The 17,010-nt window shown below is 69.7% G+C and carries 11 protein-coding genes; 5 read left to right on the top strand and 6 right to left on the bottom strand.

Translation table 11 applies throughout. The annotated features are described in order from the left end of the window. Positions 1-105: 105 nt before the first annotated feature. The 4 genes from AC1DKV_RS08265 (at position 106) to AC1DKV_RS08250 (ending at position 8,913) form a co-directional block, all read left to right on the top strand. Entirely contained in the window at positions 106-858 is a 753-nt protein-coding gene (locus AC1DKV_RS08265) for a GntR family transcriptional regulator (protein WP_441613658.1), read from the top strand. A 306-nt stretch (positions 859-1,164) separates the two neighbouring features. Then, positions 1,165-7,095, top strand: a complete 5,931-nt coding sequence (gene uvrA, locus AC1DKV_RS08260) for an excinuclease ABC subunit UvrA (protein ID WP_441643139.1) — start codon at positions 1,165-1,167, stop codon at positions 7,093-7,095. A gap of 122 nt (positions 7,096-7,217) precedes the next feature. Continuing rightward, positions 7,218-7,526 carry a hypothetical protein gene (locus tag AC1DKV_RS08255; RefSeq protein ID WP_441613656.1) on the top strand — a complete coding sequence of 103 codons (309 nt, stop codon included), beginning with the start codon at positions 7,218-7,220 and terminating at the stop codon, positions 7,524-7,526. A 193-nt stretch (positions 7,527-7,719) separates the two neighbouring features. After that, positions 7,720-8,913: a pyridoxal phosphate-dependent aminotransferase gene (locus AC1DKV_RS08250; protein WP_441613655.1), complete on the top strand. Its 1,194-nt coding sequence runs from the start codon at positions 7,720-7,722 to the stop codon at positions 8,911-8,913. On the opposite strand, the gene AC1DKV_RS08245 is transcribed toward AC1DKV_RS08250, so the two are convergent. The 5 genes from AC1DKV_RS08245 to AC1DKV_RS08225 are packed head-to-tail and all read right to left on the bottom strand — an operon-like array spanning position 8,890 to position 14,411. After that, positions 8,890-10,473, bottom strand: coding sequence for an efflux transporter outer membrane subunit (locus AC1DKV_RS08245; RefSeq protein ID WP_441613654.1), 1,584 nt, complete (start codon positions 10,471-10,473; stop codon positions 8,890-8,892). The genes AC1DKV_RS08250 and AC1DKV_RS08245 overlap by 24 nt on opposite strands. 11 nt (positions 10,474-10,484) lie before the next feature. Beyond that, entirely contained in the window at positions 10,485-11,672 is a 1,188-nt protein-coding gene (locus tag AC1DKV_RS08240; protein WP_441643138.1) for an ABC transporter permease, read from the bottom strand. Beyond that, positions 11,669-12,700: an ABC transporter ATP-binding protein gene (locus AC1DKV_RS08235; protein ID WP_441613652.1), complete on the bottom strand. Its 1,032-nt coding sequence runs from the start codon at positions 12,698-12,700 to the stop codon at positions 11,669-11,671. The genes AC1DKV_RS08240 and AC1DKV_RS08235 overlap by 4 nt, the downstream gene beginning before the upstream one ends. Then, positions 12,697-13,671 carry an HlyD family secretion protein gene (locus AC1DKV_RS08230; RefSeq protein WP_441613651.1) on the bottom strand — a complete coding sequence of 325 codons (975 nt, stop codon included), beginning with the start codon at positions 13,669-13,671 and terminating at the stop codon, positions 12,697-12,699. The genes AC1DKV_RS08235 and AC1DKV_RS08230 overlap by 4 nt, the downstream gene beginning before the upstream one ends. Before the next feature lie 32 nt (positions 13,672-13,703). Then, positions 13,704-14,411: a TetR/AcrR family transcriptional regulator gene (locus tag AC1DKV_RS08225; RefSeq protein WP_441613650.1), complete on the bottom strand. Its 708-nt coding sequence runs from the start codon at positions 14,409-14,411 to the stop codon at positions 13,704-13,706. 335 nt (positions 14,412-14,746) lie between these two features. On the opposite strand from AC1DKV_RS08225, the gene AC1DKV_RS08220 reads away from it, so the two are divergent. Next, on the top strand, positions 14,747-16,075 hold the full coding sequence (locus AC1DKV_RS08220; RefSeq protein ID WP_441613821.1) for a carbohydrate porin: 1,329 nt from the start codon (positions 14,747-14,749) through the stop codon (positions 16,073-16,075). Between the two features lie 31 nt (positions 16,076-16,106). On the opposite strand, the gene queF is transcribed toward AC1DKV_RS08220, so the two are convergent. Further along, entirely contained in the window at positions 16,107-16,940 is an 834-nt protein-coding gene (queF, locus tag AC1DKV_RS08215; RefSeq protein WP_441613649.1) for an NADPH-dependent 7-cyano-7-deazaguanine reductase QueF, read from the bottom strand. Positions 16,941-17,010: the final 70 nt, after the last annotated feature.

The raw sequence follows: 17,010 nt of genomic DNA, 5'->3' as shown, positions 1-17,010 counted from the left end.
AGCAAAGAATAGGAGGGGAATTCCTTCATGTCAACTATGTCATATGTATGAGTTGTATGAGTGAATCTCTGGTACATTCGATGTATCCAGAAATATCACCAAGCCATGAGCAACCTGCGAGATATCCCTCCCCCCGGCGGCGTGCTGTACAAGGACGTGAAACGGCAAGCGCTGCAGGCGCTGGCGGACGGCGAATGGAAGCCCGGCGAAGCGATACCGTCGGAGAAGAAACTGGTCGAACGCTTCGGCGTGTCCATCGGCACGCTGCGCAAGGCCATCGACGAACTGGTGGCGGAGAACCTGCTGATCCGGCATCAGGGCCGCGGCACCTTCGTCGCCACGCACCGGCGCGACGATCATTTCTTCCGCTTCTTCAAGGTGATCCACGAGGACGGCCATCGCGGCTACCCGACGGTGGAGCTGGAGTCGTTCCGCAAGGCCAGGGCCGACAAGAGCGTATGCGCGTTGCTCGGGCTCGAGGCCGGCGAGCGCGCGTTGCACTTCACCAACGTGCTGTCGCTGGACGAACGTCCCGTGATGATCGACGACATCGTGCTGCCGGAGCGCTTGTTTCCCGGCCTGGGCGAGGCGATGCTGCGCGGCCGGCCCAATACGCTGTACAACTTCTACCAGGAAGCCTTCGGGGTCAACGTGATCCAGACCGAAGAGCGCCTGCGCTCGGTGCTGGCGACCGAGCGGGAGCAGGCCCTGCTGGGGGTGGAGCCGGGCGCGCCGCTGATGCGGATCCACCGCGTGGCGTTTTCCTTCCACCGGCAAGCGGTGGAATGGCGGGTCTCGACGCTGAACACCGCCGAGCATGAGTTCGTCGTCTCGCAGATGCCCAGGGAAGAAAGCTGAGTTCCGCCTGGATTCCGGCTGTGTTGCGGCTTTTGCGGCTTTTGCGGCTTCCGCGGGCTGCGGGCGGCGCCGCCACGCTTCCTTTTCGCGTATTCGTCCCCATTTCCTCCTGACAGCGTACTGTCAGGAGATGTCAGCGCCACACGCTGGGGCGCGGCACGCTGCCGCCCTTCGGGATAGGATAGCGGCCTGACCGTATCCATACCGCGTGCAGCGTGGCGCCGGCGCCACTCGCCTGCGCGGCCGGCTTTCCGTCTCAAGCCCCCGCAAGCCGCCCGCAAACCGCAAGTCATAAGGACGCAATCCATGTCATCCGGTGTCATCCGCATCCGCGGAGCCCGTCAGCACAATCTCAAGAATCTCGACCTCGACCTGCACACCGGTGAAATGACCGTGGTGACGGGACCGTCCGGGTCGGGCAAGTCGAGCCTGGTGTTCGACACGCTCTATGCCGAAGGGCAGCGCCGCTACGTCGAGACCTTCAGCGCCTACGCGCGCCAGTTCCTCGACCGCATGGACCGGCCGCAGGTGGACCGCGTGGACGGCGTGCCGCCGGCCATCGCCATCGACCAGACCAACCCGGTGCGCAGCTCGCGCTCCACGGTCGGCACCATGACCGAGCTGAACGATCACTTGAAGCTGCTCTACGCGCGCGCGGCCGAGCTGTTCGACCGCAAGACCGCGCAGCCGGTGCGCCACGACTCGCCCGAGACCATCTACGCCGAGCTGCAGGCGCGCGCCGCGCAGGACGACCCGCGCCTGGTGGTGACCTTCCCGGTGGAGCTGCCGGAGACCACCACCGAGGCCGAGATCGAGCAGTGGCTGTCGGTGAGCGGCTACACGCGCGTGCAGGCGCAGCGCGTGGTCGAGTCGCCCACCGGCCCGCGCAAGGTGCTCGATGTGGTGGCCGACCGCTTCCGCCTGGGCAACACGGAAAAGGTGCGCGCGCTCGAGGCCATCGAGGCCTCGCTCAAGCGTGGCGCTGGCCGCGTCAACGTCTATGTGCTGAACGCCGGCGGCGACGACACCGCCGCCGCCGAGCCGCAGGTGTGGCGCTTCTCCACCGGCCTGCACAGCCCGGAAAGCGATATCCGCTACGCCGACCCGCAACCGGCGCTGTTCTCGTTCAACTCCGCCTACGGCGCCTGCGAGACCTGCCGCGGCTTCGGCCGCGTGATCGGCGTCGACCTCGGCCTGGTGATCCCGGACGAGCGCAAGAGCCTGCGCGACGGCGCCATCAAGCCGATGCAGACGCCGGCCTGGAAGGAATGCCAGGACGACCTGATGCGCTACGCGGCCAAGGCCGGCATCCCGCGCGACGTAGCGTGGTCCAGCCTCACCGCGGCCGAGCGCGCCTGGGTCATCGACGGTTCGCCCGACTGGAACGGCAAGTGGAACACGCACTGGTACGGCGTCAAGCGCTTCTTCGACTACCTCGAGTCGAAGGCCTACAAGATGCATATCCGCGTGCTGCTGTCGAAGTACCGCAGCTACACCCCGTGCGAGACCTGCGGCGGCGCGCGCCTGAAGACCGAGGCGCTGTTGTGGCGCCTGGGCAGCAAGGCCGGCGCCGATGCGGTGTGCGCCCCCGCGCGGCGCTTCCTGCCGCGTGGCGTGGACTGGGAGCGCGGCCAGCTCGAGGCGCTGCCGGGCCTGACCGTGCACGACCTGATGCTGATGCCGATCGAGCGCATCCGCAAATTCTTCGATGAGCTCACGCTGCCGAGCCTGATGCTCGACGACGCGCTCAAGCTGCTGCTGGCCGAAGTGCGCACGCGCCTGAAATACCTGTGCGACGTGGGCCTGGGCTACCTTACGCTGGACCGCCAGAGCCGCACGCTGTCCGGCGGCGAGGTGCAGCGCATCAACCTGACCACGGCGCTGGGCACTTCGCTGGTGAAGACGCTGTTCGTGCTCGACGAGCCCAGCATCGGCCTGCACCCGCGCGACCTCAACCGCATCGTCGAGGCCATGCAGCGCCTGCGCGACGCCGGCAACACGCTGGTGGTGGTGGAGCACGACCCTTCCGTGATGCTGGCCGCCGACCGCCTGATCGACATGGGCCCCGGCCCCGGCGAGCGCGGCGGCAATATCATCTATGACGGCACGCCGGGCGATATCCGCGCCTCCGGCACGCTCACCGGCGAGTATCTCGCGGGGCGCCGCCAGGTGACCGATCTTTCCGCCTGGGCGCCGCGCCCGGTGGACAGCACCACGCCGCGCATCGTGCTGGAAGGCGCCACCGAGCACAACCTGCGCGACGTCACCGTGGAGATCCCGCTGCAGCGCCTGGTGTGCGTGACCGGCGTGTCCGGCTCGGGCAAGTCCACGCTGCTGCAGGACGTGCTGCATCCCGCCATGGCGCGCCATTTCGGCAAGTCCACCGACGCGCCGGGCGCGTTCCGCCACCTGGCGGGCGCCGAGCAGGTCAGCGACGTGGTCTTCGTCGACCAGTCGCCGATCGGCAAGACCGCGCGCTCCAACCCGGCCAGCTACGTCGGCGCCTTCGACGAGATCCGCAAGCTGTTCGCCAAGGCGCCGATGGCGCTGCAGCGCAGCTATACCGCCGGCATGTTCAGCTTCAACTCGGGCGACGGGCGCTGCCCCACCTGCGGCGGCTCCGGCTTCGAGCACGTGGAGATGCAGTTCCTCTCCGACGTCTACCTGCGCTGTCCCGACTGCGATGGGCGCCGCTACCGCGCCGAGATCCTCGAAGTGAAGATCGAGCGCGCATTGCCGGGCGAGCCCGCGCGCCTGCTGAGCGTGGCCGACGTGCTGGAGCTGACCGTGAGCGAGGCGGTGGCGCTGTTCGCCGGCGACGCGGCGGTGCTGCGCGTGCTGCAGCCCATCGTCGATGTGGGCCTGGAGTACGTGAAGCTGGGCCAGCCCGTGCCCACGCTGTCCGGCGGCGAGGCGCAGCGCCTCAAGCTGGCCGGCTACCTGGCCGAGACCGCGCAGAGCGCCATGTCGTCGCGCAACAAGCCGCTGGCGCACGAAGGCCGGCTGTTCATGTTCGACGAGCCCACCACCGGCCTGCATTTCGACGACATCGCCAAGCTGATGCGCGCGTTCGGCAAGCTGCTCGACGGCGGCCACTCGCTGATCGTGATCGAGCACAACCTCGACGTGGTGCGCGCGGCCGACTGGATCATCGACCTCGGCCCCGAGGGCGGCGACGCCGGCGGCGAGGTGCTGTGCGTGGGCACGCCGCAGGACGTGCGCAAGTGCGCCAGCTCCCATACCGGCCAGGCGCTGCTGCACTACGATCGCGCCATCGGCCACGCCTTCGCCCTGGAAGACGAAGGCGTGCCGCTGCAGGCCGCGCTGCGCGCCGCGCGCGAGCGCCGCGCCGTGGAGGGCGAGGACGTGGTGCGCATCGTCAATGCGCACGAACACAACCTCAAGGCGCTCAACGTCGATATCCCGCACGGCAAGTTCAACGTGGTCACGGGCGTGTCCGGCTCGGGCAAGTCCACGCTGGCCTTCGACATCCTGTTCCATGAAGGGCAGCGCCGCTATCTCGAATCGCTCAACGCCTACGCGCGCTCCATCGTGCAGCCGGCCGGGCGCCCCGAGGTGGATGCGGTGTACGGCATTCCACCCACGGTGGCGATCGAGCAGCGCCTGTCGCGCGGCGGGCGCAAGAGCACGGTGGCGACCACCTCCGAGGTCTGGCACTTCCTGCGCCTGATGTACGTGAAGCTGGGCATCCAGCATTGCATCCACGACGGCACGCCGGTCACTTCGCAAAGCCCCGAGTCCATCGCCGCGCAATTGCTGCGCGACTACAAGGGCCAGCACGTGGGGCTGCTGGCGCCGCTGGTGGTCAACCGCAAGGGCGTCTACACCGACCTCGCCAAGTGGGCCAAGGCGCGCGGCAACACGCACCTGCGCGTGGACGGCGAATTCCTGCCGGTCGATCCGTGGCCGCGCCTGGACCGTTTCCGCGAGCACACCATCGAGCTGCCGGTCGGCGACATCAAAGTGTCGGCGGAGAATGAAGCCGCGCTGCGCGCGCTGCTCGGCCAGGCGCTCGAAGCGGGCAAGGGCGTGATGCACCTGCTGGCTCCGCTCGACGGGCTGGAACATGCCATGGGCAACGGCGGCACGCGCGGCATCGGCGCCACCACGGTGTTCTCCACCAAGCGCGCCTGCCCGGTGTGCAGCACCAGCTATCCGGAACTGGACCCGCGCCTGTTCTCCTACAACAGCAAGCACGGCTGGTGCACCAGTTGCGTGGGCACCGGCCTCACGCTCACGCGGGAGCAGCGCGCGGCCTTCGACGACACCGTCATGGCCGACGACAACCGCGGCCGCGAGCAGACCTTGCCCTCCGAGCAGCAGGAGCCCGACGACGTGGCCGACCTGCCGTGCCCGGACTGCGGCGGCACGCGCCTGAACCCGGTGGCGCGCGCGGTCACCTTCGACGCGCACGCCATCACTGACGTGGCGCAGTGGACGGTGTCGGACACCCACCGCTGGGTGCAGACGCTGCGCCTGGCCGGGCGCGACGCCGAGATCGCGCGCGACGTGGTGAGCGAGATCCGCAGCCGCCTGCAGTTCCTCGAAGAAGTGGGCCTGGGCTACCTCAGCCTGGACCGCGCCGCGCCCAGCCTGTCCGGCGGCGAGGCGCAGCGCATCCGCCTGGCCGCGCAGCTCGGCAGCAACCTGCAGGGTGTGTGCTACGTGCTCGACGAGCCAACCATCGGCCTGCATCCGCGCGACAACCAGATCCTGCTCGACGCGCTGCGCAAGCTCGGCGAGAAGGGCAATACGCTGGTGGTGGTGGAGCACGACGAAGACACCATCCGCCGCGCCGACCACATCATCGACATCGGCCCCGGCGCCGGCAAGCGCGGCGGCACGCTGGTGGCGCAGGGCGGGGTGGCGGCGTTGTCGGCCAGCGCCGATTCGCTCACCGGCCAGTTCCTGGCCCGGCCGATCCAGCACCCGCTGCAGCCGCGCCGCGCAGTGCGGCCCGAAGGCAAGGGCCGCGAAGCGGTGCCGGCGCAATGGCTGACCGTGCACGGCGCCTCGCTGCACAACCTGCGCGACGTCACCGTCGGCATCCCGCTCGCGCGGCTGGTGGCCATCACCGGCGTGTCCGGCTCGGGCAAGTCCACGCTGGCGCGCGATGTGCTGATGACCAACCTGCTCGACGCGGTGGGCCGCTCGGTGATGTCCTCGCCGGCCACGCGCCGCGCGCGCAAGGCCGCCGGCGCCGATGCGGCCAACGCAGCCAGGACCAGGGCGGCCGCGGCCGCCACGCCACGCCGCAAGCTCGATGTCACGCACGACTGGCAGGGCTGCGAGGGCATCACCGGCTTCGAGAGCATCGACCGCGTGCTGGAAGTGGACCAGACCCCGATCGGCAAGACGCCGCGCTCGTGCCCGGCCACCTATATCGGCGTGTGGGACACCATCCGCAAGCTGTTCGCGCAGACGCTGGAAGCCAAGGCGCGTGGCTACTCCGCCTCGCGCTTCTCGTTCAACACCGGCGACGGGCGCTGCCCGGCGTGCGAAGGGCAGGGCGTGCGCACCATCGGCATGAGCTTCCTGCCCGACGTGAAGGTCCCGTGCGACGTGTGCCACGGCCAGCGCTTCAACCCGGAGACGCTGGCGGTCACCTGGCGCGGCAAGAACATCGGCGACGTGCTGACCATGGAGATCGACGAGGCGGTGGAGTTCTTCTCCGCCATGTCCAATATCGCGCACCCGCTGCAGTTGATGAAGGACGTGGGGCTGGGCTATCTCACGCTGGGCCAGCCGTCGCCAACGCTGTCCGGCGGCGAGGCGCAGCGCATCAAGCTGGTGACCGAGCTGTCCAAGGTGCGTGACGACATCACCCGCCGCGGGCAGCAGGCGCCGCACACGCTGTACGTGCTGGACGAGCCCACCGTGGGCCTGCACATGGCCGACGTGGCCAAGCTGATCCGCGTGCTGCACCGGCTGGCCGATGGCGGCCACAGCGTGGTGGTGATCGAGCATGATCTCGATGTGATTGCCGAGGCGGACTGGATTATCGATCTTGGGCCCGAGGGTGGCGTTGCCGGCGGCGCCATCGTTGCCGCGACCGATCCTGAAGGGCTGGTGAAGGTCAAGGCCAGCCATACCGGCGCGGCGCTGGCGCCGGTGCTGGCGCGCGGCAAGGCGGGGAGCGCGGTATCGGCCAGGGTCGCATCGGGTGATGCGGATGGCCATGAAGGCGCCCCCGGACGGCGCGTGGCGGCGTCGTAATAGGGCAGTCCGCGCGGGCCGCCGGGGGCGATCTACCCGGCGGCCCCGCTAGCTGAGACAATGGGGGCTTGAGCAACTGGCGGCAAGCGCCGGGCAACCCCTTGCCGCGCCGCCGAGTGACAGTGATCCAGAAACCCCTTATCCCCTTCTTTCTCCTGGCGCTGTGCGCCGGCGTGGCCACCCAGGCGGCGCTGGCGGGCACGTCCGAGCAGCCTGCCAGCGAGGCCCGCGCGGCGGGCAAGCCTGCGCCCCGCGCGGGCAGCAGCACGCCCACTTCGCAGGCCGTCCAGCAGGCGGCGCAGCCGTCTTCCCAGGGCAATCACGACCAGTATTCGCTGCGCCCCGAACGCGAGGCCCAGCCGCGCAGCAGCTTCGGCCTGCGCATGAAGCCGGGCTGGGCGTCGCAGGGCGAGGACGCAGGCGGGCGATAGCCGCGCGGGCAGGCTGGCGCCGGCGCCTTGCCCCAAGAGGTGGCTTGCGGGTGGCTAACGAGTGGCTCGCGGGTGGTTAGCAAGCGGAGTGCGGCAGGCGGCAGGCACCGATACCGGCGCCCGTCGCTTTGCGCTACGCTGTCGGGTCTGCAGCATTCGGGCCGATTCCACCCTCACACCACAAGGAGTGCCGATGTCCACCAGCCAGCCCGGCTTTGCGTCCGCCCCGGCCGCAGCCCGCGCCGCCGTCCATCACCTGCGCGCCTCGCGCATCCGCGAGGTGGCCAATGCCGGCATCGGCCTGGCCGATGTGCTGCCATTCTGGTTCGGCGAGTCGGACCAGGTCACGCCGGACTTTATCCGCGACGCGGCCAGCCGCGCGCTGGCCGGCGGTGCCACCTTCTACACGCACAATCTCGGCATCGCGCCGCTGCGCAGCGCGCTGGCGGACTACGTGAGCGCGCTGCACGGCGCCACCGCCATGGACAACGTGGTGGTCACCAGCGCCGGCGTCAACGCGCTGATGCTGGCCGCGCAGCTGGTGGCCGGCCCCGGCGACCGCGCCGTCGCGGTCACGCCGCTGTGGCCCAACCTGGTGGAGATCCCGAAGATCCTCGGCGCCGAGGTGGAAACGGTCTCGCTCGACTACGGCGCGCACGGGTGGACGCTCGACCTCGACAAGCTGCTGGCCGCGCTCACGCCGGACACGCGCCTGCTGATGATCAATTCGCCCAACAACCCCACCGGCTGGGTGATGTCGCGCGCCGACCAGCAGGCGGTGCTTGCGCATTGCCGCCGCCACGGTATCTGGATCATCGCCGACGAAGTCTACGAGCGGCTCTACTACGGCGCCGGCGAGGATGCCGTGGCGCCGTCCTTCCTCGATATCGCCAGCCGCGACGAGCGCGTGATCTGCGTGAATTCGTTCTCCAAAGCGTGGCTGATGACGGGCTGGCGGCTGGGCTGGATGGTGCTGCCCGCGGCGCTGACCGACGACCTCGGCAAGCTGGTGGAGTACAACACCTCGTGTGCGCCGTCCTTCGTGCAGGAGGCGGGCATCGTCGCCGTGCGCGAAGGCGAGGCCTTCACGCGCGGGCTGGTGGGCAGGTTGCGCGCGGCGCGCGACCATCTGGTGGGCGCGCTGGCGGAGGTGCCGGGCGTGGATGTCCATGCGCCGCAAGGGGCGATGTATGTGTTCTTCCGGCTGGAGGGTGCCGGCGACAGCCTCGCGCTGTGCAAGCAACTGGTGCGCGAGGCCCACCTGGGTCTCGCGCCGGGCAGCGCGTTCGGCGACGAAGGCGAGGGCTTCGTGCGCTGGTGCTATGCCTGCGACACGGCCAGGCTGGACGAGGGCGTCAGGCGGCTACGGACGTTCCTGGGACGCTGACGCCAGGTCCCTGCCGGCGGCGGGCGGTCTGCGCGCCTGCCCGTGTTCGTGCCCCGGTTCCTGCCCGGGTTCCTGCCACCAGCCGCCGCCCAGCGCCTGCAGCAGTGCCGCCGAGTCCGAGAACCGGTTCGCCCTGGCCTGCGCCAGCGACAGCCGCGCCTGGCGATCCTGCCGCTCGGCATCCAGCACCGCCAGCTGGCTGACGCCGCCGAGCCGGTACTGCTCCCTCACGATGTTCAGCGTGTCGCCGGTCTGGCGGGCGCTGAGCGCGCGCGCCTGCAGTATGTCGGCATCGGCCTCGAGCGCGCGCAGGGTGTCGGCCACTTCGCGCAGGCCGGCCAGTACGGCCTGCCGGTAAGCCGCCAGCGACTGTTCGTAGGCCGCTTCGGCCGAGCGCTTGCGCGCCACCAGCTCGCCGCCGCGGAAGACCGGCTGCACGATCCCGGCGGCGAGCGACCATACATTGAGGCTGCTGAACAGGTCGCGCGCGGACATGGCTTGCGTGCCGGCGCTGCCGGTCAGCGTGAGCTGCGGATAGAGCTGTGCGGTGGCCACGCCGATATTGGCCGATGCCTGGTGCAGCAGCGCTTCGGCGGCGCGGATATCGGGGCGGCGCTGCGCCATCGCCGACGGCAGGCTGACCGGCAGCGTGTCGGGCAGGGTCAGGTCTTCGAGGCGGAATTCCGGCAGCGTGGCGGCCGATGGCGCCTCGCCCACGTAGACCGCAAGCTGGTGGCGCGTGGCGGCAAGCTGCTGCGCCAGTCCCGGCAGCAGCGCCTGGTTCTGCGCCAGCTCGTTGCGCTGGCGCTGTACGTCGACCGCGGCCACGCCGCCGGCCTGGAAGCGTTTTTCCGTGATGCCGAGCTGCTGCTGCTGGGCCTGCACGATGGCTTCGGTGTCGCCAATCTGCGCGCGCAGGCTGGCCTCGCGGATCGCCGCGGTGGCCACGTTGCCGGCCAGCGCCAGGCGCGCTGCCTCCAGCTCGAAGCGCTGGTAGTCCACCGCCGCGCGCAAGCCTTCGAGCTCGCGCCGCGCGCCGCCGAACAGGTCGAGCGTGTAGGACACTTCGACGCTGGCGCCGTACAGCGTGAACGGGCCCGGGCTGGGGATCGCGGTGATGCCGGCCGAGGCGAGGTTGACCTGCTCGCGCGTGGTGTCGAGCTTGGCGTCGACGCGCGGCAGCAGCAGCGAGCCGGTGCTGGCGGCCAGGTCCTGGCGCGCCTGCTCCAGCCGCGCCTGTGCCTGCGCCAGCGTGGGGCTGGCCGCGAGCGCGGCGCGGATGGTGAGGTCCAGCGCCGGGCTGCGGAACAGGGTCCACCATTGCGCGGGCACGTCGGCGCCGACCTGCAGGGCCTGGGCCTGGCCACCCGGCGTGTCGGCCGCGCTGGTGCGCCGCGGCTGCGTGCCGGCGGTGTAGGTGTCGCCGCCGGGAGCGGCCGGCAGCTTGAAATCGGGGCCCACCGCGCAGGAGCAGAGCGCGGCCGCGGCCAGGATGGCGAGCGGCAGGCGCGGCAGGGCGGACGTGGGCCTGGTGAAACCGCGAGGCGGCAGGGCTTGCATGGCCGGCTCCCTTAATCGAGTGTGCGGCGGTAGAACCGCAGCGCGATGGTCATGACCACGGCGGTGAACAAGAGCAGCGGCCAGACGTTGGGCCATAGCTCGATCCAGCCGTTTCCCTTGAGCAGGACGCCGCGTATCATGCGGTTGAAGTAGGTCATTGGCAGGATGCTGCCGACCCCCTGCGCCCAGGCCGGCATGCCCTGGAACGGGAACATGAAGCCCGACAGCAGGATGCTCGGGAGGAAATAGAAGAACGTGAGCTGCACGGCCTGCAGCTGGTTCTGCGCCAGCGACGACAGCGTGATGCCCACCGTCAGGTTGGCGGCGATGAACAGCAGCGACGCCAGGTAGACGGCGACCACCGATCCCACGAACGGCACATGGAAGATCCAGCGCGCCGCGAGCAGGATGATGGTGGCCTGGATCAGGCCGATGAAGACGTAGGGCACGATCTTGCCGGTGATCACCTCGAGCGGCATGACCGGCGTGGCGAGCAGGTTCTCCATGGTGCCGCGCTCGCGCTCGCGGGTCATCGCCAGGCCCGTCATCATCACCATCGTCATGGTCAGGATCACGCCCATCAGGCCGGGGATGATGTTGTACTGCGTAAGGCCCTCCGGATTGTAGAGGCGCTGCACCTGCACCTCGAAAGGTGCCTTGCCGCCGGCCAGGGGCGCGAGCGCGCCCTGCAGGTCCTTGTCGGCCACCGAGTACGCCAGCTGCGGCAGCGCGGAGATGGCCTGGCCGGTGGCGGAGGGGTCGGTGGCGTCGGCCTCGACCAGCAGCGCCGGGCGCTCGCCGCGCAGCAGCCGCGCGGTGAAGTCGGGCGGGATCGTGAGCACGAACTGCACGTCGCCGCGGCGCAGGGCCTCGTGCCCGGCCGCCTCGTCGGGCAGCGTGCGGGTCACGCGGAAATACGTGGACGCCTGCATGCCGGCCACGAAGGAGCGCGTGAACTCGCTGTGGTCCGCCGCGATCACCGCCGTGGTGAGCTGGCGCGGATCGGTGTTGATGGCGAAGCCGAACAGCATCAGCTGGATGATGGGCAGGCCCACGATCATGCCGAAGGTGACGCGGTCGCGGCGCAGCTGCAGGAATTCCTTGATGACGATGCTCCACCAGCGTTGCGGCGAGAAGCCGAAGCGCCCGCCGCCGGCATCGCGCGCCGGGCCGTCCGGCTTGGTTCGGTCGGCGCTCATTGCCTCTTCTCCTTGCCGCCTTCCGGCTTGCCGGCGCGCATATTGTCCTCGGCGCCGCTCATCATGTGGATGAAGACGTCCTCGAGGCTGGTGTCGATCCGCTCGATCCGGTGCTGCGTGCCGGCCACGCGGCGCAGCGTGGCTTCGAGCGTGGGCGCGTCGTGGCCGGTGACGTGCAGCGCGTTGCCGAACACCACGGTCTGTTCCACGCCGGGCGCATCGCGCAGCTGTTCGGACAGCGCGGCGAGCTGGTCGCCCTGCACGCTCCAGGTGACCAGCTTCTGCCCGGCCACCACTTCCGCGGCGGTGCCTTGCGCCAGCAGCTTGCCGTAGGCGATATACGCGAGCTTGTGGCAGCGCTCGGCCTCGTCCATATAGTGTGTGCTGACCAGCACCGAGATGCCGCGCGCCGCCAGCAGGTGCAGCTGCTCCCAGAAATCGCGGCGCGCCGCGGGGTCGACGCCGGCGGTGGGTTCGTCGAGCAGCAGCAGCTGCGGCTCGTGCAGCAGGCAGGCGGCGAGGGCCAGGCGTTGCTTCCAGCCGCCCGAGAGCGAGCCGGCAAGCTGCTGCGCGCGGCTGGCCAGGCCGAGATCCTCGAGCGCGCGGTCCACGGTCTCGCGCCGCTTCGGCATGCCATACACGCGCGCCACGAAATCCAGGTTCTCGCGGATGGAGAGGTCGTCCCAGTACGAGAACTTCTGCGTCATATAGCCCACGCGCCGCTTGATCTGCGCGCTCTCGCGCAGGATGTCGTAGCCCAGGCAGGTACCGTTGCCGCCGTCGGGCGTCAGCAGCCCGCACATCATGCGGATCGAAGTGGTCTTGCCGCTGCCGTTGGGGCCGAGGAAGCCGAAGATCTCGCCGCGCGCCACCTGCATGCTGAGCTTGTCGACGACCACCTTGTCGCCGTAGCGCTTGCTGAGGTCGCGCACGTCGATGACCAGTGCGCCGTTGTTGCCGTGGCTGCCGTTGTTGCCGCCGGGTCCGTCCGGTGCCCGCGGCGTGGCCTGACCGGGTGCCGCGTTCATGGCCGTGCCACCTCGACCGGCTGGCCCGGATGCAGCTTGGGCGCATCGGCTGCCGCCGGGCGCGCTTCCACCAGGAACACCAGCTTGCCGCGCGTCTCGTTGCTGTAGATCACCGGCGGCGTGTACTCGGCCTGGCTGGAGATGTAGCTGACGGTGGCATCGACGGGCGCGGCGCAGCCGTCGCAGCGCACGCGGATCGCCTCGCCGTTCCTGAGGGCGCCCACCACGGTTTCCGGCACGTAGAAGCGCACCTTGACGTTGCCCGGCGGCAGCAGCCTGACCACCGGGCTGCCGGCCGGCACCCAGTCGCCCGGGCGGAACGGCGTGTCGTACACCAGGCCAGCCTGGGTCGCGCCCACGGTCTTGCGCGAGAGCTTCCATTCTGCCTGCGCCAGCGTGGCGCGCGCGGCGGCCACCTGGGCCTCCTGCGCGGCAAGCTGGGCGCTGCGTCCGGGCAGGCGCGCCACTTCCACGTCGCGCTGCAGTTCGCGCACGCGGGCGGCATCGGAGGCGGCCGTGGCGCGGCTTTCATCGAGTTGCGACTGGGCGATGCCGCCGATGGCGAACTGCGCCTGGTCGCGCTTGTACTGCGCCGCGCTGCGCACCGCGCTGGCCTGGGCCTGCGCGAGCTGGGCACGGGTGGCGTCCACTTCGGGCGGGCGCTTGCCGGTCTGCAGGTCGGCAAGCTGCGATTCGGCCGTGCGCAATTGCGCTGCCGCCTGCTGGCGTGCCGCGGTTTCGTCGTCGGCTTCGAGCGCGAACAGTGGCGCGCCGCCGGCGACCTGCTGGCCGCGCTGCACGGAGAGCTTGTCCAGCCGCCCGGCGAAGGGCGAGGCGACGCTGACGAATTCGCCTTCCACATAACCTTGCCACGAAGGTGGTGCGTTGTTGCCGCAGGCGCCGAGCAGCGCGGCGGCGAGGGCGGGCAGGAGCGTGGCGGTGGTGCGAAGGGTGGGGCTGTAGCGATGCATGTTCGGCTCCCGGGCGCAGGGCTGTTTCCGTTTCAGGCTGAGGGCGGGGTGGATGGGCCGGCGACGCCGGGAGGCGGCGGCGCCGGGGCGAGGCCGTGCGCCAGCAGCGCGCTGACGTGGCGCACCAGCGCTTCGGCGTCGACCGTTTCGGCGCCGGGCAGGCGCTGCCAGATATGCGTGGTGGCCAGCGGCAACAGCGTCAGGCCGATCAGGGACACCATCAGCAGCGGCGGCTCCAGGCCGGCGTTGAGCGCGCCGGCCGCGCGCGCCGCGGCCAGGCGGCCGGTGACGAGGCCGGCGCGCTGCAGCGCGATCTTCTGGAGCACGCGCTGGTGCAACTGGCCCTCCACGCTGACGATCTCGCGGATCCACAGCCCGGGGAACCACGGCGTGGCCGCGGCGATGCGGATCAGCCGCGCGGCGATGCCGACCAGCATGGCCGTGGGCTCGGCCGGGTCCGCCAGGGCGGGCGCGAACACCTGTTCCACCAGCGGCTGCAGGCGCTCGTCCACCACCGCGTCGAGCAGCTGGTCGCGGTCGCGGAAGTAGTAGTGCACCAGCGCGGGCGTGACGCCGGCATGGCTGGCGATGGTCTTGATCGGCGTGGCGGCCACGCCGTGCTGCGCGAACAGGGTGGTGGCGGCGTCGAGCAACTGCGCGCGCTGGCCGGCCGCGGCGGCTTTGTCGGCGGCGACGGGGCGGCCCGGGCGACGGGGCGGGGATGGGCGATCGGTGGGCATTGGTGGTACGTCTCAGGCAACTGACCTAATATTAATTGGTGAGTTAATTAATTCAAGCGCGGTTACAAAGACGGCCTTTGGCGACATGGCTCGGTCAGCACCGTTTCATGTTGCGTTGCAGCAATACAAGGTAGACATGTCATAAACCCTTGGCTATGCTTCGTCCGCCGATCCACTCGGTCGCATATTCGCGCCGCAGGCTCCCGTTTCTCCCGTTTCTCCCCGGATTTTCCATGTTGCTTCGTCGTTTCCTTGCCGCCCCGGCGCGGCTTCGCCTGTCCGCTTCCGCCTGCCGCCTGTCGGCGGCCGCCCTGTCGCTCGCGGCCTGCGCGGGCATGGCGCCGGCGCAGGCGCAGGAAGCGGTGCAAGGCGCGAGCGCGGACGGCAGCGCGGTGGTGGCGCCGGCCGATCTCGTCAATTCCGTCGATTCGCCGTTCTCCTTCCACGGCCAGACCACCTATATCTGGCAGCGCAAGCCGTCGTTCGGCGCGGCCTATTCGGGCGAGAACAGCCTGGGCACCGCGCGTGCCAAGAGCTATTCGTTCAGCACCACGCTCGACCTCGGGCTGCGCCTGTGGCGCGGCGCCGAATTCCATTTCAACCCGGAAGTGACGCAGGGCGTGCCGTTCTCCGGGCTGCACGGCATGGGCGGCCTTACCAACGGCGAGCTGGCCAAGGCGTCGAGCACCACCCCGGTGTTCTACCGCGCGCGCGCCTTCGTCCGGCAGACCTGGGGCCTGGGCGGCGGCAGCGAGGAGGTGGAGGCGGATTTCAACCAGTTCGCCGGCAACGTCGACAAGCGCCGCGTGGTGCTGACCGCGGGCAACTTCGGCGTGCTCGATGTGTTCGACCTGAATGAATTCGGTTCGGACCCGCGTAGCCAGTTCATGAACTGGTCGTTCCTGACGCACGGCGCCTTCGACTATCCGGCCGATGCGCGCGGCTATGACTGGGGCGTGGCGCTGGAGTATATCGGCGACAGCTGGTCGGCGCGGATCGGCCGCTTCCTGCAGCCGCTGGAATCCAACGGGCTGGAACTGGACACGCGCATGTTCCAGCACTATGGCGACATCCTCGAGCTGGAGAAGCGCTACAGCATCGCGGGCCAGCCCGGTACGGCGCGCCTGCTGTTCTTCCGCAACAAGGCGCGCATGGGCGCGTTCAGCGATGCCGTGCAGTTCGGCGCCGCCACCGGCACCACGCCGGACCTGGCCAATGTGCGCGAGGAACACGCCAAGATCGGCGTGGGCCTGACCTTGCTGCAACGGGTCAACGATTCGCTGGGGGTGTTCGCACGGGCCAGCATGTCCGACGACAAGACCGAGACCTACGCCTTTACCGAGATCGGCCGGCAGGTGTCGGCGGGCGGCGTGCTCAATGGCAATGCCTGGGGCCGGCCGCGCGACGCGGTGGGCCTGGCGCTGGCGGTGAACATGCTGGGTTCGCGCCACCAGGCCTACCTGGCGGCGGGCGGGATGGGCGCGTTCCTCGGTGACGGCGCGCTGCGCTACGGCCCGGAGCAGGTGCTGGAGCTGTACTACAGCTTCCAGCCGGTGAAGTACCTGAGCATCAGCCCGGACTTCCAGTACGTCCGCAATCCCGGCTACAACCGCGACCGCGGTCCGGCCACGTTCTACGGCGTGCGGCTGCACGCGGAGTTCTGAGCGCCGGGTCCGGCGCCATCGCCCCTATTTCCTATTGCCGCGCGTTCCTGCGGTTGTCCGGCCAGGGCGTGTTGAAGTTGGTGCGAAACGGGTTGATGTCGAGCCCGCCGCGGCGCGTATAGCGCGCGTAGACCGCCAGCTTCACCGGCTTGCACTGGCGCATCACGTCGGTGAAGATCCGCTCCACGCATTGCTCGTGGAATTCGTTGTGGTTGCGGAACGAGATCAGGTACTTGAGCAGGCCTTCCTGGTTGATCGGCGCGCCCACGTAGCGGATCTGCACGCTGCCCCAGTCGGGCTGGCCCGTGACCAGGCAGTTGGACTTGAGCAGGTGCGACACCAGCGTCTCTTCCACCGGCGATTCGTCCTGGCTGGCGCGCAGCAGGTGCGGCGCGGGCTCATAGATATCGGTCTCGATGTCGAGGCGGTCCAGCGGCACGCCGTCCAGCTCGCCCATCTTCTGGCCGCCTAGTTCGGCCTCGGTCACCAGCCGTACCTGCACGGTGCCGCCGGTGGCTTCCGAGAGGTCATGGTGCAGCAGTTGCTGCAACGCCTCGGGCGAGGCGATCTTGCTCTGGTTGAACGAGTTCAGGTAGAGCTTGAACGACTTGGACTCGACGATATTCGGCGTGTCGGCGGGAATGATGAAGCTGGCCAGCGCGACTTGCGGCTTGCCCTTCAGGTTCAGCCACGACAGTTCGTAGGCGTTCCAGATGTCCACGCCGAAGAACGGCAGGGCGCGGCCTTCGGCCAGGCCGATCTCGGTGCGCTTGGGCTGGCGCGGGATCGGGAACAGCAGGGTGGGATCGTATTCGGTCTTGTAGGCCGAGGGCTTGCCCAGCGGCGAATGTTCGGGAAGGCTCATGGGGGCTCCGGTTTGGTTTTCTCCCCGCGCCCACTTCGGTGGGCGCGGGGCCGGGGGAGAAAGCCAGCTG

This window comes from Cupriavidus sp. 05T41 (assembly GCF_056396525.1).
Note: the sequence above shows the minus strand (reverse complement) of the source record. Positions and strands in the feature narration are given on the sequence as shown.